This is a genomic window from Streptomyces diastatochromogenes, from assembly GCF_002242805.1.
GTDB classification, from domain to species: Bacteria; Actinomycetota; Actinomycetes; order Streptomycetales; family Streptomycetaceae; genus Streptomyces; species Streptomyces diastatochromogenes.
The window spans coordinates 289,103-308,389 of the sequence record NZ_MCGQ01000020.1 but is presented as its reverse complement, the minus strand read 5'-3'; the positions used below and the strand labels follow the sequence as shown (position 1 = coordinate 308,389).

Genomic DNA, 19,287 nt, shown 5'->3' with positions numbered 1-19,287 from the left:
GATTCGGCATGTCCGACATCGAGAACACCGAGAACGACGGCTATCAGCGGCTGACTCCGTCCGGCATGGGCGCGGTCATTCCCTGGAGTCCCGGCCGGCCCGTCGAGGCACTGGCCCAGGAGACCAAGCGGGCCGCGCTGGGCAACGGGTGCGCCCTGGTCCGCGGACTCGGCCTGGACGAGGCGGACTTCAAGCTGCTGGTCCGCTCGCTCGGGGACACCGTCGACCACAAGTTCGGCGAGGGCGGCGCCGACCTGCTCAAGCTCAACGCCTCGCACGACGAGGGGAAGGTCGTCACCGGGCGCGGCCCGCTGCCCGTCCACACGGACGGGCTGCTGGTCGGCGAGCGTGTCGACCTGATCATCCTGTACGCCGCCGAGTTCTCCGACGCGCCGGGCTCCGGCGAAACCTACATCAGCGACCAGCTCACCGCCTGGGCGGAAATGCCCGAGCACCTGCGCCGGGTTCTCGACGAGTACGAGATCGAGTACCTGGTCACCGAGCGCGGCTACTTCCCGACGGTCCCCGAGGACTGGTACGCCATCCCGGTGACCCGGGACTACGGCCGGGTGAAGTCCCTGAACCTGGCGACGGCCTTTCCCCCCGACGTCACCCCGCGCTCCTGGGAGGTCAGGGTCAAGGGGATGGACCCCGAGCTGTCCGAGCGGTTCTTCACCGAGCTGGACGCCTTCCTGCGCTCCGAGCGGTACGCGTACACGCACCGCTGGCAGGTCGGGGACCTGCTGATCATCGACAACCAGCGGACCCTGCACGGCCGTACGGCCATCGGCCCGGGCGGCACCCGGGTGCTGTTCCGGGGCCAGCTGACCCTGCCCGACGCGGCCTGAGTCCCGTCCCGACCGCCCGATCGTCCTCGCCGTCACTGGAGCCTCACATGCCCATACCCCGTCAGCCCGTCCCCGCCCTCGACGTCCCGCTGGTCGGCGGCGGCCGCTGGGTCCTCGCCGACCAGCGGCCCGACCGCTTCAGCCTGGTGGTCTTCTACCGGGGTGTGCACTGCCCGATGTGCCGAGCCCACGTCACCGAACTCGACGGACTGATCGACGAGTTCGCCGCCGTGGGAGTGGACCGCGTCCTCGCGGTCAGCGGAGACGACGAGGACCGCGCCCGGCGCGCTGTCGAGGAGTGGGGCATCAGCCGGGTGCCGATCGGCTACGGCCTGTCCCTCGCGTCCATGCGGGAGTGGGGCCTGTACGTCTCCAAGGCCATCAAGGAAGGCCAGCCGAACGAGTTCAGTGAGCCGGGCCTGTTCCTCGTCCGCCCGGACGGCACCCTCTACGCGGCCGTGCAGACCACGATGCCGTTCCTGCGGCCGCATCTGGACGAGGTCGTGGAGACGGTCCGCTGGATCAACGAGAACGACTACCCCGCGCGGGGCGAGTTGTGAGCGACGACCGGCACCGGGCGGCCCCGGCCGACGGGTCCGCCATCACACCACGGCACCTGAAGCGACTGCTCGACCAAGGGGCCCCGATCGACCTCGTCGACGTCCGGGAGCCCCACGAGTGGGAGATCGTGCGCATCCCCGGTGCGCGCCTGGTTCCGATGCGGGAATGGCTGGACGGTTCCGCCCTGCCGACGTTGCGGCAGGGCCGTACACCGGTCTTCTACTGCCGGACCGGCCGACGCACGCTCGAGGTCCTGGCCGTGGCGCGGGAGGCCGGGTTCGCCGACGCCGTACACCTGGAAGGGGGCGTCGTGGCATGGGTGAACGAGATCGATCCCCGGCTCCCGGTGTACTGAGCGCGGCCCTGCGGCACGGTCCGGGCGGACCGTGCCGCGCCGCGGCCGGCTCAGGTGGTGTAGTCGGCGTTGAGCTTCACATAGCCCTCGGTGAGGTCGCAGCCGTAGACCGTGAACGCGCCCTCGCCGATGCCGAGGTCCACCCGGATGACCACCTCGTCGCCGGTGAGATACCGGGCCGCCCGCTCCAGCAGCGCGTCACTCGGCTCCTCCGGGTGCATGGGGAGATCGTCGAACCAGATGCGGACGCGGTGCGGCTGGATGTCGGTCTCGTCGTCGAGCTTGCCGATGGCCATCGCGACCCGGCCCCAGTTGGGGTCGGCGCCGTGCACGGCCGTCTTCACCAGGGGGGAGTTGACCACGCTCTTGCCGACCCGCTTGGCCTGGGCGTCGTCGCGGGCCCCGGTGACCTGGACCTCGATGAGCTTGCTGGCGCCCTCGCCGTCCGAGGCGATGTCGCGTACGAGGCGCAGCGCGACGGTGTACAGCGCCTCCTCGAACTCGGCGAGGTCGACGGGGCCGGCCAGGCCGTTGGCGAAGAGCGCGGCCGTGTCGCTGGTGGAGGTGTCGGTGTCGATGCTCAGGGCGTTGAACGTCCGGTCCATCACACGCCGGAACAGGGCGTCGAGTTCGGCGGCCGGGATGTCGGCATCGGTGAAGAAGAACGTCAGCAGGGTCGCCATGTTCGGCTCGATCATGCCGACGCCCTTGGCGATACCGGCGAGGACGGCATCGCCGACCCGCACGCTGAAGTGCTTCGGGCGGGTGTCGGTCGTCATGATGGCCGCGGCCGCCGTCGCGTAGTCCGCCTCCGGGAACGGCCAGGACAGCGCGTCGAGTCCGGCCCGGATGCTCTCCATGGGGTAGGGGCGGCCGATCACACCGGTCGAGCCGATGACCAGCTCCTCGGGGTCGATGCCGACGATCTCGGCGACCCTGCGGCGCACTTCGGCGGCGTTGTCCGCGCCCGCCTTGCCGGTGGCCACGTTGGCGTTCCGGGAGAGCACGACCATGCCGCGGCTCTGCTGCCGGTGCGCCACCTCGCGGCTGATGACGACGCTCGGTCCCGCGAAACGCGAACGCGTGAACACGGCGGCGGAGCGGGCGGGAACGTCGGAGACGACGACCGCGAAGTCGTCCTCGATGTCCTTGAGCCCCATGTTCCTGGTCACGCTGCGAAAGCCCTTCGGGCCCGTGATCGCCATGTCTCACATTCCTTCTCGATGAATGAACATTCCGATCACCGTACATTCAATCAACTCCTCGTGCACCAGGGCACCGAACCGACCGCATAAATATTCCAACTGTTTGCTGAGGGAGGGTCCGTGTCGACGATCGACATCGAGACAGCGACCATGAAGTGCGAGGTACTTTCCGAGGGCATCGCCCTGGTGGAGTTCTCGCAGGCACACGAACAGAACCCGTTCAGCAGGGCGCGCATGCGCGAGCTGACCAGGGTGCTGACCGACCTCGACGGCGACGACCGGATCCGCTGTGTCGTCCTGTACGGCGGCGCCGGCCGGTCCTTCGGGGCCGGCGGCGACTTCCACGAGGTCTCGGAGTTCTCCGGCGGCGACGAGGTCGACGCCTGGATCGACGACATCACCGAGCTGTACGGCACCATCGCCGGCATCTCGAAACCCGTCGTCGCCGCCATCGACGGCTTCGCGATCGGCGTCGGACTGCAGATCGCCCTCTGCTGCGACCTCCGCGTCGGCAGCCGTACCTCGACGCTGGTGATGCCCGAGTTCCGGGTCGGCATCGCCTGCAACTTCGGCGGCTACATGCTGGAGACGGTGGTGGGCCGCAGCGTCATGCAGGAGATGCTCTACACCTGCGCCGAGTGGCCCGCCGACCGCGCCCTCACGGACGGCCTCCTCCAGGAGGTCACCGCCCCGGAGGACCTGCTGGACAGCGCGCTCGGCCACGCCCGGCGCATCGCCTCGTACACCGCCGCCGCCGTGCAGTCGACCCGTGCCCGGGTCAACGGCCCCTTCGTGGAAGGCCTGCGCCGGGTCCGCGACGAGGGCAAGCGATCCCACCGCACCGCCTTCTCGGCGGGCGAGGCCCAGCAGCGCATGCGCCGGATCATCGGAAAGGCGTGACCGTGACCTCCCTCGTCGACCTGCCTCCGGTCAGCAAGTGGTGCGTGGTCACCAACGCGCCCGTCCCGGAACTGGCCCGCCTGTCCCAGAGCGCCGACCTCGGCGACCTGAACGTGTACTACCGGGGGCCCGCCGGCGCCGTACTCCCCGACAACCCCCCGTTCACCCTCGACGTGCGCACCCTGACCACGTCCGCGGAGGACCCCGGCCACACCGCCGCCACCGTCCTGCGCGTCGAGGCGGACACCGTCACCCTGCACATCTCCGCGTTCAACGAGGACCCGGTCTACTACGCCGTCAACCGCCTGCGCGGCCTGTTCGCCTACTTCACGGACCTGCTGCTCGCGCCCCTCGTGCTGCCCGCCCTCGACCTGCCCGTCGCGTCCACCGAGGGCACCCCCGGCCATGAACGCGGCACCCTCCTGCTCGGCGTGAACCGGCTGCGCCACGGCATCCACACCCGCACCCGGCGCACCGACGGCGCCTGGCTGATGGAGGCCCGCGACGAGCACGACCCGCTCGCCTCGTTCCGCGCCCCGCTCCGCGACGACCCGCTCGCCGCCGGCGAGGCCCAGATCGAGGCGCTGACCGAGGAGATCCGCCGGATCGCCGCGGCCACCCCCGAGGGCACCGGCTACGCCACCCTCCTGTCGGGCGGGATCGACTCCGGCACGGTGACCTACCTCGCCGCCCGGGCCGGCCTGCCCGTCACCCCGTACAGCGTGGCCACCCCCTGGGGCGACGAACTCGCCGACGCGGCCGAACTCTGCGCCGAGCTGGGCATCGCGCTCGAACCCGTCCATCTGACCGAGGACGAGATCATCGCCTCCATACCGGAGGCCGTCCGCTGGCTGGGCGTCACCGACCCCGAGGTCGTCGAAGTCGCCCTGACCGCCACGTCCGTGCAGCGGCTGGGCGCCGTCGCCCCCGAGAAGGTGCTGCTCACCGGCTACGGCAGCGATCTGATCAACGCCGGCCTCTACCGCCCCTTCGACCACCGCGACGACCTGATCGACCAGTGCCTCACGGCCGTCGACCGCACCCGGCGCAGCAACGAACTGTCCAACCGCATGCCGCTCGCCTACGGCACCACCACCCACCACCCCTTCTGGGCCTGGCCGGTGATGCGGGTGGCCCTGGAGACCGCGCCGGAGTGCAAGGTGCGCGAGGGCCGCGAGAAGTACCACCTGCGCACGGCGATGGGCACACGGCTGCCCGAGCCGATCGCCTGGCGCAAGAAGATCGCCGTGCACCACGGCGGCGGACTCCAGCAGGGCGTGATCCGTCGCCTGGAGAAGGAGACGGGCCCCGTCGACCGTGAACGCCTCTACCGGGCCTGCTTCGCCGAACTCCTCGACCGGGCCGCGCAGGGCGAACTGGAGCCCGCCGACCCCTGGGCCCTCCTGGAGGGCGCGGTACGCCGCGTCCGCCGCCCGCACTGACCACGACAGCACCCGTAGAACCGAGGGAACCGATGACCGAGCAACTGACAGCACCGACCGCCACCGCGGCCTCCTCCGGTGCGGCCGCCACCGAGCAGTTCCGCGCCCGCCAACGCGACCAGGCGCCGGTCGCCGACACCGCGAGGGTCAGCGCCCTCGCCGGCGAACTGATCGGCGCCGCACGCGACATCATCCGCCGCCACAAGGTGACGTACGCCGAGTTCGACGCGCTGAAGGCGTGGCTCATCCAGGTGGGCGAGGACGGCGAGTGGCCGCTGTTCCTCGACGTCTGGATCGAGCAGACCATCGAGCAGGTGGCCAACGAGAACCGGGACGGCACCAAGGGCAGCCCGGAGGGCCCGTACTTCGTGCCGGACGCCCCTCGCCTGCCGGCCGACAGCGCGCTTCCCATGCGGGAGAGCGAAGGGGGCGTCCCGCTGGTCTTCCAGGGCCGGGTCACCTCGACCGACGGAACGCCCCTGCCCGGCGCGACCATCGAGATGTGGCAGGCCGACGACGACGGCGTGTACTCCCAGTTCGCGCCCGGCCTGCCCGAATGGAACCTCCGCGGCACGGTGGTGACCGGCGACGACGGCGCCTTCAAGGTGCGCACCGTCGAGCCGTCTCCGTACGAGATTCCCACCGACGGCTCCTGCGGCAGGCTCATCGCCGCGGCGGGCTGGCACGCGTGGCGCCCTGCCCACCTGCACGTGCGGGTGTCCGCCGAGGGGCACCAGGTCCTGACCACCCAGCTGTACTTCAAGGGCGGCCCGCACATCGAGGACGACATCGCGTCGGCGGTCAAGCCGGAACTGATCCTGGACCCCACACCCGTCGGGGACGGCAGCAGCCGTGAAGTGACCTACGGCCTGGTCCTCGACCCGGCCTGACGACCGACGACAGCCGAGCACGGGATCACACCGCCGACCGGAGGGCGACCGGTCCGGTCCGGCGCACCAGGGCGTGCGCCCGGCCGGACCGGACCGCCGTGGGTCGGCCACGAGAAGCGGGGACTACGAAGTGAGGCGACGCGTTCGCACTCAGGTCGGCATCATCGGTGCGGGACCGGCGGGCCTGGTCACCGCCGCCGTACTGGGCCAGGCGGGCATCGACCACGTGGTGCTGGAGCGGCAGACCCGTCAGCACATCGAACAACGCGCCCGCGCGGGCCTGTTGGAACATCGCACGGTGGAATACCTCCGAAGCCGGGGACTCGCCGGCCGCCTCGTGGCGGAGGGCCGCCGGGCCGGCTGGTCGGACTTCCGGATGACCGGCAGCCGTATGCGCCTGGACTACGAGGCACTCACCGGCGGCCTGCGGCACTGGGTGTATCCGCAGCACCTTCTGGTGCGGGACCTGTGCGACGAGCTGGCGGCCGCCGGACGCGCGCCGCTGTTCTCGCACCCCGTCCGGGAGGTGAACGGCCTGACCGGACCGACGCCCCGCATCGTCTGCGACGACGTGGAGATCGACTGCGATTTCGTCATCGGGTGCGACGGCTACCGGGGCATCGCGCGCACGCTCCTGCCCAGCGGTCCGGACTCCCCCCAGGACGCCGCCGTACGGTATCCGTACGAGACCCTGACCATGCTCGCCGAGGTGGACGTCCCGGCAGAAGGGGTTCTCTACGCGATCACGGAGGACGGGTTCGCCGGAATGATGCCGCGCACCCCGCAGATCAGCCGCTTCCACCTGCAGATCCCGCACGGGGACACTCCCGGGGACTGGCCGGCTTCCCGCATCAGGGAACGGCTGGTCCGCCGCCTGGCCGACAGTGGCACCGGGGCGCCGGACATCGGCGCCATCACCGAAGTACGCACCCTGCTGATGCGCAGCCACATCGCCGGGTCGCTGCGCCACGGCCGGCTGCTGCTGGCCGGGGACGCGGCCCACATCCTGACACCGTTCGGCGGCAAGGGAGCCAACCTGGCGATCGCCGACGTCGCGGACCTGACCCGGGCCCTGATCGCGCACTACCGGCACGGTGACGACCACGAGCTGGACACCTACAGCGACCGGCGCATGCCCGAGATCTGGCAGGTCCAGGAGTTCTCCCACCGTCTTCTGCAGCTGGTGATGCTGCCTGCCGGTATCAGCACCGCCGCTGAACGCCGCTTCGCACTCGGCCTGAAACGCACCGTCGTCGAACGCATCACCCAAGGACCCGAAGCCGTGGCATTCGCCCATGACTATGTGGGGTCCGGAACGGGGCCTGGAAAACTCAAGCCGTGACCACCCTGGACAGCACCACCCACGGAGTTCTGCTTCGCCGGGGCTTCGCCCTGGAGTACGTGACGCTGGGCTGGAACGTGATCGGCATCGTGGTTCTCGCGGTGGCGGCCGTGTCGGCCCGCTCGGTCGCGCTCGCCGGATTCGGATTGGACTCCCTGATCGAGATCGGTGCCTCGACCGTGGTGGTCTGGGAGCTGTCCGGCACCGGCGAGGCCCGCCGGCGCCGTGCGCTGCGGCTGATCGGCGTCGGCTTCGCCGCACTGGCGGTGTACCTGCTGGTGCAGTCCACGTGGGTGCTGGCCACCGGCTTCCACCCGCGGACCTCGCCGCTGGGCATCGGCTGGACAGCGGTCACCGCTGCCGTGATGTTCGCCCTGGCGTTCGGCAAGGCCCGCACCGGGGCGGCCCTCGGCAACCCGGTGCTGTCCACCGAGGGCCGGGTGACGCTGATCGACGGCCTGCTCGCCGCGGCGGTCCTGCTCGGCCTGGTCCTGAACACCGCGTTCGGCTGGTGGTGGGCCGACCCGGCCGCCGGATACGTGCTCGTCCACTACGCGATCCGGGAAGTGCGGGAGATCTTCTCCGGCGACTGATCGCCGCAGGGCGGTCCCGGTCAGCAGTCGCGGAACCCGAGCGACGACTCCATCAGCTGCCGGACCCCGGCCGTGAGTGCGGTCGTCACCGTCGGGGGTGGGGTGTCCGGGGCTCCGAAGGTCTTCTGAGGGCCCTGGGTCCGGGCGCTCAGGGGGAGTTCGATCTGGACCCCGCCGGCCGGGGTCAGGTTCACCGGGTTGCGGGGGCCGAGGCCGCGCAGGCCGGTCGGGATGCGGTCCAGGTCGGCGACGGTCTCGAAGTCCGGGGCGAGGAGGGTGAGGCTGTGGGCCAGGGTGCCGGCCGCCGCGCGGTTGCGGCCGCCCAGGAAGATCGAGCGGGGGGCCTCGGGCCTCAGGTGGCCGTGCAGGGAGACCGTCAGGGACACATGGGCCAGGAACCGCCGCAGGGCCCCGCAGGTGGGCACGGACATGCGGTGCGAGGGGATGTGCACCGGGTCGCCGGCGGGCTGGGTGAAGACGAGGCAGCTGGCGCCCGTGCGGGCCGCCACCTCGTGGGCCAGTTCCGCCGTGCCGCCCTCCTTGCTGCCGTGCAGGGCCAGCAGCCCGACACCGGACGACCGGACCGTCAGGGCGGCGGCGAACTCCACGCCCTCGATCAGCACACGCTCGGTCACCACCGCTAGCGCACCACCCGCACGGTCTTCGCCACCGTCACCTGGTCCACCTCCGACACCCGTACCGTCACCTTCATCGTCCATGTGCCCGGGATCGGCACGTTGAAGGCGTCCGCGGCCCAGTACCCGCCCCGGTCGGTGACCTTGGTGTCCAGCGGGCCGATCCGCTGGGCGGGGAGAGTGAAGGTGATGCGCAGTTCGGGGACCGCGGACAGGCCGCCGTCGGGACCGTAGACCACCGCCTGGACGGAGTTCGTGCCGACCCGGCCGGCGTCCAGGGTGATCTGTACCTTGCCGTGTCCGCCGGGGGTGCCGACGTCGAAGGGGATCGTGGTGACCGAGGCCGCCTGGATGCCGGTCGTCGCCGTGCCCGACTCCGCCGCCTCGGCCGCCGCCCGGCCCGGCAGCGTGCTCGTCAGGAGGGTCGTCAGGACGAGCACCACGATGCCCACGCCCATCTCGGCCAGCACCCAGCGGCGCAGGTGGTGAGCGTCAGGGGAGGGAGCGGGTGAAGGGGCCGGCTCCGGAGGGAGCGGGGGGCCTCCGGCGGGCTCCGGAACACGGTCCCGGTCCCGTTCCCGTGCCGTGGGCAGGCTCGCCAGGCGGGTCGTCCAGCGGCGGGAGCGGGACGCGGCCGCGAGCAGCAGGGTGACCGCCGCCAGCTTCGCCAGCAGGATGCGGCCGTACGTCGTGTCGGTGAGCGCCTGCCAGGAGCCGAGGCCCCGCCAGGACTGGTAGACGCCGGTCACCACCAGGACCGCCACCGAGGCGAAGGCCAGCCGGGAGAAGCGGGTGACGGTCCGGGCCGGCAGCGCGGCCGGGTCCGGTGCGGTGCGGCGCAGGGTCAGCAGCAGGGCGGTCAGCCCGCCCAGCCAGGCCGCCATCGCCAGCAGGTGGAGCGTGGCGGAGGTGATCGCCACGGGTACCTGGAGGCCCGCCGAGGCGTGCTCCGAGGCCGCCCAGGTCAGGGCGAGGGCGACGGAGAGGATCGCGGCGGTCGCCAGGGCGGCCCGGCGGGGGATCCTGCGGCGCCATCTCCGCAGGGCCAGTGCGCAGGCGCCGGCCAGGAGCAGCAGGGCCAGGCGGGTGAGGAGGAGTTCGCCGGGGCGGGTCGTCGTCGTACGGGAGAGGGCGGAGAGGGCGAACGCCGTCGTCGGGGCGGTGCCCTCCTCGTACGGGGCCCGCAGGAGGAAGAGGGCGATCGTCGAGGCGAACAGGGTGCCCCAGGCGGCCACCACCGGTGTGCGCAGGTGGGCCGGCCGCGGCGGGCGGCAGTACGCCACGAACGCCGCCGGGCCCAGCAGCAGCGCCACGGCCAGGTAGGCGAGGTAGCGCGCGATGTTGTAGAGGCTGGTCGTCGCCCGGTTCTCGGCACGGTCCGGGAGCACGCTCGTCGCCGTCGCCGTGCGTTTGCCGACCGAGAAGGTGAGCGCGCCGGACACCGGGTGGCTGTCCGCCGACACCACCCGCCAGGCCACCGTGTACGTGCCGGTGCCCAGCTTGGCGGGCAGGCGGACCCGGACGGTGTCCGAACGGCCGGCGGCGTGGTCCGCCTCGCCGGTGCGGAGGCGTCGGTTCCCGGGGTCGTAGACACGCAGGGAGTCGGTGAGCAGGCCGACCGACTCCGTGAAGGTCAGGGTCACTTGGCGCGGCGCCGTCCTGAGGACGGTTCCGTCGGCGGGGTCCGTCTGGCGCAGGGCCGCGTGGGCCGAGGCGGGGGCGGTCGTGCCGAGGAGGAGCAGGAGCAGGCCCGCGCCGAGGACGGTCAGCCGTCGCAGCCACCGGTGTTCGTCGCGCACCTCACCCCTCCGTCCCACTGGCCTTCTGTGTACGTACGGATGGATCGGCCGCCGCGCTCACCACGTCGGCCGGGCCGACACCCCGCCGTCCACCACCAGATCATGGCCCGTGATCCAGGAGGCGAGGGGCGAGGCGAGGAACACACAGGCGTCGGCCACGTCCCGCGCCCGGCCCAGCCGCCCGGTGGGAACGGCGTCGAGCCAGCGGCGCACGCCGTCCGGCCAGGCCTGGGCCAGGCCCTCCCGGTCGATGAGGCCCGGCGAGACCGAGTTGACCCGGATGCCGAGGGGGCCGTACTCCAGGGCGGCCGCGCGCGCGTGCATGACGACGGCGGCCTTGGCGGCGCTGTAGTGGGCGTGGCCGGGGGCGGGCCGGTCGGCCTCGATGGAGGCGATGTGGGTGATGGTGCCGCCGCCGTGCTCGCGCAGGTGGGCCGCGGCGGCCTGGGTGCAGGCGAAGACGCTGGTGAGGTTGGTGTCGACGACCGTGCGCCACTCGGCCGCCGTCATCCCGGCCAGCGCCTGGACGGGCTGGACGGCCGCGTTGTTGACGAGGGCCGTGAGGCGGCCGCCGGACCAGTCGGTCGTCTCGCGGACCAGCCGGTGGCACGCCTCCTCGTCCGTCAGGTCCGCCCGCAGGACGACCGCCTCACCGCCCAGCTCCCGGATGCGGGCGGCTACTTCACCGGCCGCCTCCACCGCCGTACGGCAGTGGAGGGCCACCGCTGCGCCCTCCTCGGCGAAGCGCAGGGCGATGGCGGAGCCGATGCCGCCGCCCGCGCCGGTCACCAGGGCGGTCTGTCCGTCGAGGAGGGTCATGGGCGGCACAGTTCCGCGATCCGGGCGGCCTCCGCCGGGTAACGCGCCGTGAGGTCCCCCGGGTCGCCGTGTTCGTAGCCCTCGTAGGTGAATCCGGGGGCCATCGTGCAGCCGAAGAAGGCCCAGGCGCCGCCGGGGGTCACCCGGGCGCCCATCCAGGTGCGGGCGGGCACGGTGAGCTGGAGGTGCTGGCCGGCCCGCAGGTCGGGTCCCAGGACGGTGGTGCGGGTCGTGCCGTCGGGGGCGAGGAGCAGCAGGTGGAGCGGGTCGCCCAGGTAGAAGTGCCAGATCTCGTCGCTGGGGAGGCGGTGCAGGGCGCAGAAGTCGTCCGCGGTGAGCAGGGCCACTATGGCGGAGCCCTCGGGGCGGCCGTCCGGGCGTTCGGGCCCGGCCCAGGTGCGCCGGAACAGGCCGCCCTCGCGGGGGATCGGCTCCAGGTCGTAGTGGGCGATCAGCTCCTCAGGCGTGGTCACCCGGGAAGGCTACCTCCCGGTCCAGAAAGGCCAGTTGGGCACGCTTCTCGGGCAGGTACACGTCCGGGATGTCGACCTCGGGGAGGACCACCTCGGGGCCGGTCCTGAATCCCTGGCGTTCGAAGCGGGCGATCGCCTTGGTGTTGCGCACGTCCGGGTCGACCACGACCCGGCGGCGGTCCAGGGCCAGCAGGACGTACGACGTCATCGCCGTCAGCAGGGCCTCGGTCCAGCCGGGGCGCGGGCCGCCCGCCGCGGCGGGCGCGAGGAGGAGGTGGACGCCGATGTCGCCGGGGCGGACCTCGTAGCACTCGCCGACCCGGTCGGCCCCGGGCTCGTAGGTCTGGAGCAGGGCGGCCGGTTCGCCGTCCTTGGTGACGAGGTGGGCGTGGTGGGTGTCGAGGCCGGCCATATGGGCGTAGATCTCGGCGACTTGAGTCCGGGTGAGGCCGGTCATGCCCCAGAACGCGGCCCGTTCGTCGCTCACCCAGGCGTGCACCACCTCCGCGTCGGCCGCCGGGTCGAGGGGGCGGATGCGGACGGTGCCGTAGCCGTCGATCACCTGTTCATGGACGTGCGGGTCGGTCATCGGTCTCCTTCTCCAGGCGGTCCCAGTCGGTGACGACGGGAACGAGTTCTCCCCTGAGCCACAGGGGGAGTTGGTCACGGTGGTGCGGTGAGCCGGGGATCCCGGACGCGCCGAAGGGCACCACCCAGCGGCTGTCCTCACGGCGGGCCAGGTCCCAGACGTAACGGGCCGCCGGGCCGCGCGCGGCGAGGTCGGTCAGGCCGGGCACGGCGGAGGTGCACAGCACGCAGTCGTGGTCGCCGGACAGGCCCGGTTCGTCGTACGACTCGTCGGGCAGCGCCCGCCAGGGAGCGAGGCGGTGGGTGTCGCCCCACGGGCCCGCCGGCGCCCCGGCGGCGACCTCCTCGACGGCGGCGCGTACGGCGGCGGGCCGGTCGATGCCGTACAACTCCTCGGCGCTCAGCAGGTGTTCGAGGGCGAAGCCGATGCGCGGAACGAGGGCCAGCCAGGGGAGCAGGACCTCCGGGTAGGCGGGTGCTTCGGTCAGCGCGGCGAACGCCGGGTGCGCGGCGAGGTGCCGTACGACCGCGCCGCGCACCGCCGCGTACGTCGCCGCGTCGGCGCTGTCCGCGTCCATGCGGCGGTTCCAGGCCAGGAGGCGGTCCCTGAGCCGGGCGGCCTCGGGGCTGAGGTCGTCGAGCTTGGCCAGGTGGTCCAGGAGGGGCGCGGCGGAGGCGAGGTGGGTGTCCATGTGGATCGCGGGCAGTTCGGCGGCGGACCAGGTGCGGCGCTCGTCGAGGAGGGTGCGGATGCGGTCGGCGCGGTGCGGTGGGGCGAACTCGGTGCCGAGGGGGGTGGCCGGGCCGCGCTGGTTGGCCATCACCGCGATGCTGTCGGTCAGGTCGGCGCGGGGCATCTCGTGCCAGCCCTGCCACTCGTGGCCGGGGTGCCAGGCGGGTACCAGGCGGGTGCGGTTGGCCTCCGGCCGTACGGGTACGCGGCCTGCGACTCGGTGCAGGGTGGCGCCCTCGGTGTCGGCTGCCTGTACGACGTTGACGGGCTCGGCCCAGGTGTCGAAGGCGTGGTCGATGTCCTCGACCCGGCGGGCCCTGAGGAGGGGGAGGAGGGTGCTGAAGCCGAGGTCCTCTGTGACGCGGGGTGGGTAACGGAGGGCCAGGGCCTCCTCGGCTCCGCCTTCGGTGGCTCGCCTCGGTTCCGTTGAGTCCAGGCCCTCCGGGCCGCCGGCGATCACCGGGCCCCGGTCCGTCTCGATGACCTCGATCTCCAGCGGGTCCTCCCCCGCGATCCGCACGGTCTCCGTGTGTCGATGGGCGCGGTGCCAGGTGCCGTCGGGGCCCAGGGCCTCCACGCCCGCGCCCGTGCGGCGGAGGCGTTCGCGGTAGAGGTCCTGGTAGTCGGCCATGGCGTTGGTGATGGACCAGGCGACCGTGCCGGTGTGGCCGAAGTGGGCGATGCCGGGGACACCCGGGACGGCCAGGCCGACGACGTCGAACTCGGGGCAGGAGAGGCGGATCTGCTGGTAGACGCCGGGGGCCTCGATGAAGCGGTGCGGGTCGCCGGCCAGGAGGGGCAGGCCGGTGACCGTCCGGTCGCCTGCGAGGAGCCAGCCGTTGCTGCCCGCCGTGCCGGGGCCGTCGGTGGCGAACAGGCCGACCGCTTCCGGGCCGAGGTGCCGTATCGCCTCCTCACGCCACAGCTTGGCCGGGAAGCCCGCGAACAGGATGTGCGTGGCGAGCCAGATGCCGAGCGGGGTCCACGGCTGCCAGGGGGTGGGGGTGAGGCCGGTCCGGGTGAACTCGGGGGCGCGGCGGGCTCCTTCCGGCAGGCCCTCGTTGACGCCGTCCACGTACGCCCGGACCCAGTCCGCCGTCTCCGGGTCCCGTCTCTCCAGCGCGGTGAAGCAGCGTCTCGCGGTGTCGTCGAGGCGGGCGCGCCGGGCGAAGACGTCCCAGGGGAGGGCGCTCGCGCCGAGGAAGGCTGCCGAGGTGCCCTGGGAGCGGTGCCGCTCGACCTCCACCTGCCAGGCACGGTCCAGGGCGGTGACGCGGCCCTGGGCGTGGGCGAGTTCGCGGGCGCCGGCGGCGCGCAGGTGGGGGATGCCCCAGGCGTCGCGGTAGGTCTCGGTGGTCACCCTGGGACACCCCTTCATTTTAGGTTAGCCTTGCCTAAGTCGATCGTGCAGGAATCGTACGCGAGGGGTGGAGACGCGATGGGTCAGGGGCGGGGCTGGGAGGGAGCGGTCCTACGGCTGCTGCGCGCCAAGGACTTCGTGTGCGCGGTCACCGAGGCGGAGGACGTCAGCCCGCACTACCGGCGGCTGTGGATGACCGACGGCGGGCTGCTCGCCGCTGCCGGCGTCCACCCCACGATGTGGATACGGCTGTGGTTCTCCGACGACGGCCGCCCGCACCAGCGGGCCTTCACCCTGGTCGACCCGGATCCGGCGACCGGCACCTTCGGCCTGGAGTTCGCGCTGCACGAGGGGTGCGCCAGTGACTGGGCGCGGGCCGCCCGGCCCGGGGACACCATCGAGGCGACCGTCCAGGGCACCGGGTTCCAGCAGCCCGATCCCGCCCCCTCCCATCTCGTCGCCGTCGGTGACCCGGCCTCGCTGCCCGCGATCAACTCCCTGCTCGGCGCCCTGGGTTCGGCCCCGGCGACGATCTGGTTCGAGGGCACCCTGGACGGCCTCCCCTGCCACGCCGACCCGGCCCGCCACGAGATCCGCGAGGTGCCCCGCCGCGACGCGGGCGCCCACCTCGCCGAGCGGGTCCGCGCCGAGCTGCCCGTCGTACTCGACGGCACCTCTGACCCGTACGTCTGGATCGCCTGCGACACGGCCACCACCCGCACGCTGACCTCGTACGTGCGCAAGGAGCTGGGGCTGCCGAAGACCCGGGTACATGCCCTGGGGTACTGGCGCGCGACCTGACGCCGCAGGCGCGATCATCGACCCATGGACGTCACTCTGCACCTCGCCCAGGACCCCGAGGCCGACGCGCTGCTCGGGCGCAGTCCGCTCGCCGCGCTGACCGGGATGCTGCTCGACCAGCAGGTTCCGATGGAGTGGGCGTTCAAGGGGCCCGCGACCATCGCCGGGCGGATGGACGCCGAGGACCTGGACGCGCACGAGATCGCCGTGATGGACCCGGAGGCCTTCGCCGCGCTGCTCTCCGAGAAGCCCGCCGTGCACCGCTACCCGGGCTCGATGGCCAAGCGGATCCAGCAGCTGTGCCAGTACCTCGTCGAGCACTACGACGGAGACGCCGAGCTGGTCTGGAAGGGCGTCGAGGACGGGCCTGAGCTGCTGCGGCGGCTGCAGGACCTGCCCGGGTTCGGCCGGCAGAAGGCCCAGATCTTCCTCGCCCTGCTCGGCAAGCAGCTGGGCGTCACACCCACGGGGTGGCGGGAGGCCGCCGGCGCCTACGGCGAGGCGAAGTCCTTCCGCTCCGTCGCCGACATCACCGGCCCCGAGTCGCTGGCCAAGGTACGCGCCCACAAACAGGAGATGAAGGCAGCGGCCAAGGCCGCGAAGGCTGCGGGGAAGTAGGGCTGGGCCGGCACCCGACCCGAGCGGCGGGGCCCAGTCGGGCGACCCACCCCAGCGGCGAAGCCCACACGGACAGGCAGCTCAGCCGGTGACCGCCCCCGACGGCGAGCCGCGCCCACGAGCCCCGCCGTTCAGCCCCACGACCCGCCCCAAGGACAAAGCCCACGCTGGCGCGCAGCTCACCCGGACGCCCCACCCCGGTGGCCGGGCCTGTCCGGGCGGGCCAAGCATGGAGCATGACCGAGGCACCCAGCGGTGACCCCTCCTGGGGGCGCGAGTACGACGATCGCAACGTCCACGCGGGAGGGGGCCCGCAGGCACACCACGAGCCCGAGCCGCCCTTCGAGGGCCCCCTGCACGCGCTGTCCCGGGCCGCCTGGCAGGTTGTGCTGCTCACCGGTATCGCCTCGCTGGTCCTCGGCGTCCTGGTGCTGATCTGGCCGGGCCCCTCCCTGCTCGCCGCGGGTGTCCTGTTCGGCGTCTACCTCCTGATCAGCGGCGTCTTCCAGCTGGTCGCCGCGTTCGGCACCCACAAGACGACCTCGCTGCGGGTGCTCGCCTTCATCAGCGGCGCCCTGTCGATCGTGCTGGGCCTGTTCTGCTTCCGCGGGCCCATGCAGTCGATCCTGCTGCTCGCCCTGTGGATCGGCATCGGCTGGGTGATCCGCGGGATCACCCAGACCCTGGCCGCCGCCTCCGACAGCCGTATGCCCGCCCGGGGCTGGCAGATCTTCCTCGGGATCGTCACCTTCATCGCCGGGATCGTGCTGATCGACTCGCCGTTCGAGTCGGTCGCCGTGCTGACGCTGGTCGGCGGCTGGTGGCTGGTGGTCGTCGGCGTCGTGGAGATCGTCACCGCGTTCCGCATCCGCGGCCGCGCCCGGCAGGTTCCCCGCACGGTGTGATCCCCGTGCTACGCCGAGCGGGCGAATCTCCCGGCATGCGGGCTACGGGACGGGTGCCCGGCGGGCACAGAACCGCCGTGAGCGGGACCCCGAGCCTTCCCCGGAGCCGTACCTGGCTGCGGGTGCTCGTGCTGCTCCTCGCCCTGTGGGTGCCCGGCGCCCATCTGCAGGCCCAGGCGGCTCCCGCCCCGGCCGTGTCGGCCGAGACCTCCGAACACGACGTCCTCGACACGCTGCTACGGCCGCCCGCGCGCACCCTCCACCACGCCGACGCACCCGAGCGCACCGCTCCCCTGCCCGACCCGCCGGCGCCGGTACGCCCGGCGCTGCGCCCACGCCCCGCCGTGCCACGGCCGCCGTACGCCGTCCCCCTGCTCAGAACGGTGGTCCTGCGCTGCTGACCGTGCCCTTCCCCCAGGCCAGTCAGCTCGACGCAAGGAACCGACCATGCCCACAGACCCGTACGCGGTCCTGCGCGCCCTGCTGCGCGCGGAGGCCCGACGCAGCGCACCACCCCAGCCGGAACGGAAGAACCCGCAACCACGGCAGCCGGCGAAGGAGGACGACCGCTGACACGCCGGCGGAGGCGACCACCGCCTCCGCCGGCCCACACGACACGTCCGCCGCCCCTGCCCTGCGGCACGGCCAACGCCCCCGCCCTGCCGAGCGGTACGGCCGACGCCCCCCGCCAAGCCGCGCGGGACGGGCAGCGCCCCCGCCAAGCCCCGCGGGACGGGCAGCGCCCCCAGCGCCACACCAAACACCCACCGCCACGCCCGGCCACACGACACGGGTAGCGCCCCGCCCTGCCGAGCAGTACGGCCGACGCCCACGCCCGCCCCCGCCGAACGCCTACCGTCTCCGTCGCGCAGTACCGAACAGGGACCGGGTGATCTCGCGGCCGATCTGGGTGCCGACCGAGCGGGCCAGGGACCTGAACATTCCGCTGCTGACGACCTGTTCGACGAGGGACGGCTCCTCCTTGGGAGCCTTGGGAGCCGCGGGCGGCCTGGCGGCCTCGGGCGCCTGTGGCCGCTCGGCGCTCAGCTTCTCGTACGCCGACTCACGGTCCACAGCCTGTGCATAACGCCCGTGGAGCGCGGACCCCTGCACCGCGCGGTCCAGCTCGGCCCCGTCCACCGGACCCATCAGGGACTCCGGTGCGCGCAACCGGGTGGCGGCGACCGGGGTCGGGGCGCCCTTCTCGCTGAGCACGGTCACCACGGCCTCGCCCGTGCCCAGGCCGGTGAGGAGTTCCTCCAGGTCGTAGACGGAGTTCGGGAAGGTCTTCACGGTCGCCTTCAGCGCCTTCTGGTCATCCGGGGTGAAGGCCCGGAGCGCGTGCTGGACCCGGTTGCCGAGCTGGGCGAGGACGTCGGACGGTACGTCCTTCGGGGTCTGCGTCACGAAGAAGACGCCCACCCCTTTCGAGCGAATCAGACGCACGGTCTGCGTGATCGACTCCAGGAACGCCTTGGAGGCGTCGTTGAACAGCAGGTGCGCCTCGTCGAAGAAGAAGACCAGCTTGGGCTTGTCGGCATCGCCGATCTCCGGCAGGTCGTGGAAGAGGTCGGCCAGCAGCCACATCAGGAACGTCGAGAAGAGCAGCGGCCGGTCCTGGACGGCCGGGAGTTCGAGCACCGAGACGACGCCCCGCCCGTCCGGCGCCGTACGCAGCAGATCCGCCGTGTCGAACTCCGGCTCCCCGAAGAAGTCCGCCATGCCCTGCGCCTCGAAGGCGGTCAGGGAGCGCAGGATCACCCCGGCCGTGGCCGTGGACAGGCCGCCGATGTTCCTCAGCTCGGCCTTGCCCTCGTCGGAGGTCAGGAACGCGACGACCGCCCTGAGGTCCTTGAGGTCGATCAGCTCCAGGCCCTTGGTGTCGGCGTAGTGGAAGATCAGGCCGAGGGACTGCTCCTGGGTCTGGTTGAGCTGGAGCACCTTCGACAGCAGCACCGGGCCGAAGCTGGTGATCGTGGCCCGCACCGGGATGCCGTGGCCGAGCCCGCCGAGCGCGAGGAACTCCGCCGGGAAGCCGGCCGGCGTCCACTGCTGGCCCACCTCGGCGGCGCGCCCCTGGACCCGGTCGCTCGGCTGCCCCGGCCGCGCGATGCCGGACAGGTCGCCCTTGATGTCCGCGAGGAACACCGGCACACCCTGCGCCGACAGCTGCTCGGCGATCAGCTGGAGCGTCTTGGTCTTGCCGGTGCCGGTGGCGCCCGCGACGAGACCGTGCCGGTTCAGCACGGGGAGCGGGATGCGCACCGGCGCGCCCGGGTGACAGCCGCCGTCCCACAGGAGCGCGCCGAGGTCGAGCGCGGGACCGGTGAAGGCGTACCCGGCCGCGATCCGCTGGGCCTCTGCGGGGAGCGTCTCGCCGTCACTCATCTCCGACCCCTGTTCCCGATAGGCCCCGCTAT

General features: G+C 72.6%; 21 protein-coding genes. 13 read left to right on the top strand and 8 right to left on the bottom strand.

Going from position 1 to position 19,287, the window contains the following annotated elements:
* Nucleotides 1-8 precede the first annotated feature (8 nt).
* From BEK98_RS24455 to BEK98_RS24445, 3 genes are read left to right on the top strand one after another with little or no spacing between them, the layout of a single operon-like run.
* Nucleotides 9-848 carry a TauD/TfdA dioxygenase family protein gene (locus BEK98_RS24455; protein ID WP_094218788.1) on the top strand — a complete coding sequence of 280 codons (840 nt, stop codon included), beginning with the start codon at nucleotides 9-11 and terminating at the stop codon, nucleotides 846-848.
* A 47-nt stretch (nucleotides 849-895) separates the two neighbouring features.
* Nucleotides 896-1,408 (top strand): peroxiredoxin-like family protein, encoded by a 513-nt coding sequence (locus BEK98_RS24450; RefSeq protein ID WP_094218787.1) that lies wholly within the window; start codon nucleotides 896-898, stop codon nucleotides 1,406-1,408.
* Nucleotides 1,405-1,764 (top strand): rhodanese-like domain-containing protein, encoded by a 360-nt coding sequence (locus BEK98_RS24445; protein ID WP_208643210.1) that lies wholly within the window; start codon nucleotides 1,405-1,407, stop codon nucleotides 1,762-1,764. The genes BEK98_RS24450 and BEK98_RS24445 overlap by 4 nt, the downstream gene beginning before the upstream one ends.
* Before the next feature lie 50 nt (nucleotides 1,765-1,814).
* Here BEK98_RS24445 and argJ read toward each other — a convergent pair whose 3' ends face one another.
* Nucleotides 1,815-2,969, bottom strand: a complete 1,155-nt coding sequence (gene argJ, locus BEK98_RS24440; RefSeq protein WP_094218785.1) for a bifunctional glutamate N-acetyltransferase/amino-acid acetyltransferase ArgJ — start codon at nucleotides 2,967-2,969, stop codon at nucleotides 1,815-1,817.
* A gap of 120 nt (nucleotides 2,970-3,089) precedes the next feature.
* Between argJ and BEK98_RS24435 the strand changes: the two genes are divergently transcribed.
* From BEK98_RS24435 to BEK98_RS24415, 5 genes are all read left to right on the top strand, one after another.
* A complete protein-coding gene (locus tag BEK98_RS24435) occupies nucleotides 3,090-3,869 on the top strand; it encodes an enoyl-CoA hydratase/isomerase family protein (protein ID WP_244201956.1) in 780 nt (259 codons plus the stop codon).
* Nucleotides 3,866-5,311, top strand: a complete 1,446-nt coding sequence (locus BEK98_RS24430) for an asparagine synthase C-terminal domain-containing protein (protein WP_094218784.1) — start codon at nucleotides 3,866-3,868, stop codon at nucleotides 5,309-5,311. The genes BEK98_RS24435 and BEK98_RS24430 overlap by 4 nt, the downstream gene beginning before the upstream one ends.
* 32 nt (nucleotides 5,312-5,343) lie before the next feature.
* Nucleotides 5,344-6,201, top strand: coding sequence for a catechol 1,2-dioxygenase (gene catA, locus BEK98_RS24425; protein WP_094218783.1), 858 nt, complete (start codon nucleotides 5,344-5,346; stop codon nucleotides 6,199-6,201).
* 130 nt (nucleotides 6,202-6,331) lie between these two features.
* The gene (locus tag BEK98_RS24420) at nucleotides 6,332-7,543 is read left to right on the top strand and encodes an FAD-dependent monooxygenase (RefSeq protein WP_094218782.1); all 1,212 of its coding nucleotides are present in this window, start codon (nucleotides 6,332-6,334) and stop codon (nucleotides 7,541-7,543) included.
* Complete coding sequence (locus BEK98_RS24415) at nucleotides 7,540-8,136, top strand: cation efflux transmembrane domain-containing protein (RefSeq protein WP_094218781.1); 597 nt, start codon at nucleotides 7,540-7,542, stop codon at nucleotides 8,134-8,136. The genes BEK98_RS24420 and BEK98_RS24415 overlap by 4 nt, the downstream gene beginning before the upstream one ends.
* A gap of 20 nt (nucleotides 8,137-8,156) precedes the next feature.
* Here BEK98_RS24415 and BEK98_RS24410 read toward each other — a convergent pair whose 3' ends face one another.
* From BEK98_RS24410 to BEK98_RS24385, 6 genes are read right to left on the bottom strand one after another with little or no spacing between them, the layout of a single operon-like run.
* The gene (locus BEK98_RS24410; protein WP_167444248.1) at nucleotides 8,157-8,771 is read right to left on the bottom strand and encodes a poly-gamma-glutamate hydrolase family protein; all 615 of its coding nucleotides are present in this window, start codon (nucleotides 8,769-8,771) and stop codon (nucleotides 8,157-8,159) included.
* Between the two features lie 5 nt (nucleotides 8,772-8,776).
* On the bottom strand, nucleotides 8,777-10,570 hold the full coding sequence (locus tag BEK98_RS24405; RefSeq protein WP_244201955.1) for a copper resistance CopC/CopD family protein: 1,794 nt from the start codon (nucleotides 10,568-10,570) through the stop codon (nucleotides 8,777-8,779).
* A 57-nt stretch (nucleotides 10,571-10,627) separates the two neighbouring features.
* On the bottom strand, nucleotides 10,628-11,389 hold the full coding sequence (locus BEK98_RS24400) for an SDR family NAD(P)-dependent oxidoreductase (protein WP_094218778.1): 762 nt from the start codon (nucleotides 11,387-11,389) through the stop codon (nucleotides 10,628-10,630).
* Nucleotides 11,386-11,862 (bottom strand): cupin domain-containing protein, encoded by a 477-nt coding sequence (locus BEK98_RS24395; RefSeq protein ID WP_094218777.1) that lies wholly within the window; start codon nucleotides 11,860-11,862, stop codon nucleotides 11,386-11,388. Before BEK98_RS24395 ends, BEK98_RS24400 begins: the two co-directional genes overlap by 4 nt.
* The gene (locus BEK98_RS24390) at nucleotides 11,849-12,451 is read right to left on the bottom strand and encodes a GNAT family N-acetyltransferase (RefSeq protein ID WP_094218776.1); all 603 of its coding nucleotides are present in this window, start codon (nucleotides 12,449-12,451) and stop codon (nucleotides 11,849-11,851) included. Before BEK98_RS24390 ends, BEK98_RS24395 begins: the two co-directional genes overlap by 14 nt.
* Complete coding sequence (locus BEK98_RS24385) at nucleotides 12,429-14,543, bottom strand: penicillin acylase family protein (RefSeq protein WP_094218775.1); 2,115 nt, start codon at nucleotides 14,541-14,543, stop codon at nucleotides 12,429-12,431. Before BEK98_RS24385 ends, BEK98_RS24390 begins: the two co-directional genes overlap by 23 nt.
* 78 nt (nucleotides 14,544-14,621) lie before the next feature.
* Here BEK98_RS24385 and BEK98_RS24380 point away from each other — a divergent pair, with 78 nt between their 5' ends.
* The 5 genes from BEK98_RS24380 (at nucleotide 14,622) to BEK98_RS50910 (ending at nucleotide 17,440) form a co-directional block, all read left to right on the top strand.
* A complete protein-coding gene (locus BEK98_RS24380) occupies nucleotides 14,622-15,344 on the top strand; it encodes a siderophore-interacting protein (protein WP_094218774.1) in 723 nt (240 codons plus the stop codon).
* A 24-nt stretch (nucleotides 15,345-15,368) separates the two neighbouring features.
* Nucleotides 15,369-15,962 (top strand): HhH-GPD-type base excision DNA repair protein, encoded by a 594-nt coding sequence (locus tag BEK98_RS24375; RefSeq protein ID WP_094218773.1) that lies wholly within the window; start codon nucleotides 15,369-15,371, stop codon nucleotides 15,960-15,962.
* Nucleotides 15,963-16,198: 236 nt separating this feature from the next.
* Complete coding sequence (locus tag BEK98_RS24370; RefSeq protein WP_094218772.1) at nucleotides 16,199-16,867, top strand: HdeD family acid-resistance protein; 669 nt, start codon at nucleotides 16,199-16,201, stop codon at nucleotides 16,865-16,867.
* A 77-nt stretch (nucleotides 16,868-16,944) separates the two neighbouring features.
* A complete protein-coding gene (locus tag BEK98_RS24365) occupies nucleotides 16,945-17,268 on the top strand; it encodes a hypothetical protein (RefSeq protein WP_244201954.1) in 324 nt (107 codons plus the stop codon).
* Nucleotides 17,269-17,314: 46 nt separating this feature from the next.
* Entirely contained in the window at nucleotides 17,315-17,440 is a 126-nt protein-coding gene (locus BEK98_RS50910; protein ID WP_257033393.1) for a hypothetical protein, read from the top strand.
* A gap of 279 nt (nucleotides 17,441-17,719) precedes the next feature.
* Here the strand turns inward: BEK98_RS50910 and BEK98_RS24360 are convergent, their stop codons facing one another.
* On the bottom strand, nucleotides 17,720-19,255 hold the full coding sequence (locus tag BEK98_RS24360) for a helicase HerA-like domain-containing protein (RefSeq protein WP_094218770.1): 1,536 nt from the start codon (nucleotides 19,253-19,255) through the stop codon (nucleotides 17,720-17,722).
* Between the last annotated feature and the right edge of the window lie 32 nt (nucleotides 19,256-19,287).

Bases quoted from the DNA above. Each gene is read 5' to 3' on its own strand.
- BEK98_RS24455 (WP_094218788.1), top strand. From the start codon at position 9: ATGTCCGACATCGAGAACACCGAGAACGACGGCTATCAGCGGCTGACT.
- BEK98_RS24450 (WP_094218787.1), top strand. From the start codon at position 896: ATGCCCATACCCCGTCAGCCCGTCCCCGCCCTCGACGTCCCGCTGGTC.
- argJ (WP_094218785.1), bottom strand. From the start codon at position 2,969: ATGGCGATCACGGGCCCGAAGGGCTTTCGCAGCGTGACCAGGAACATG.
- catA (WP_094218783.1), top strand. From the start codon at position 5,344: ATGACCGAGCAACTGACAGCACCGACCGCCACCGCGGCCTCCTCCGGT.
- BEK98_RS24400 (WP_094218778.1), bottom strand. From the start codon at position 11,389: ATGACCCTCCTCGACGGACAGACCGCCCTGGTGACCGGCGCGGGCGGC.
- BEK98_RS24390 (WP_094218776.1), bottom strand. From the start codon at position 12,451: ATGACCGACCCGCACGTCCATGAACAGGTGATCGACGGCTACGGCACC.
- BEK98_RS24380 (WP_094218774.1), top strand. From the start codon at position 14,622: ATGGGTCAGGGGCGGGGCTGGGAGGGAGCGGTCCTACGGCTGCTGCGC.
- BEK98_RS24375 (WP_094218773.1), top strand. From the start codon at position 15,369: ATGGACGTCACTCTGCACCTCGCCCAGGACCCCGAGGCCGACGCGCTG.
- BEK98_RS24370 (WP_094218772.1), top strand. From the start codon at position 16,199: ATGACCGAGGCACCCAGCGGTGACCCCTCCTGGGGGCGCGAGTACGAC.
- BEK98_RS50910 (WP_257033393.1), top strand. From the start codon at position 17,315: ATGCCCACAGACCCGTACGCGGTCCTGCGCGCCCTGCTGCGCGCGGAG.
- BEK98_RS24360 (WP_094218770.1), bottom strand. From the start codon at position 19,255: ATGAGTGACGGCGAGACGCTCCCCGCAGAGGCCCAGCGGATCGCGGCC.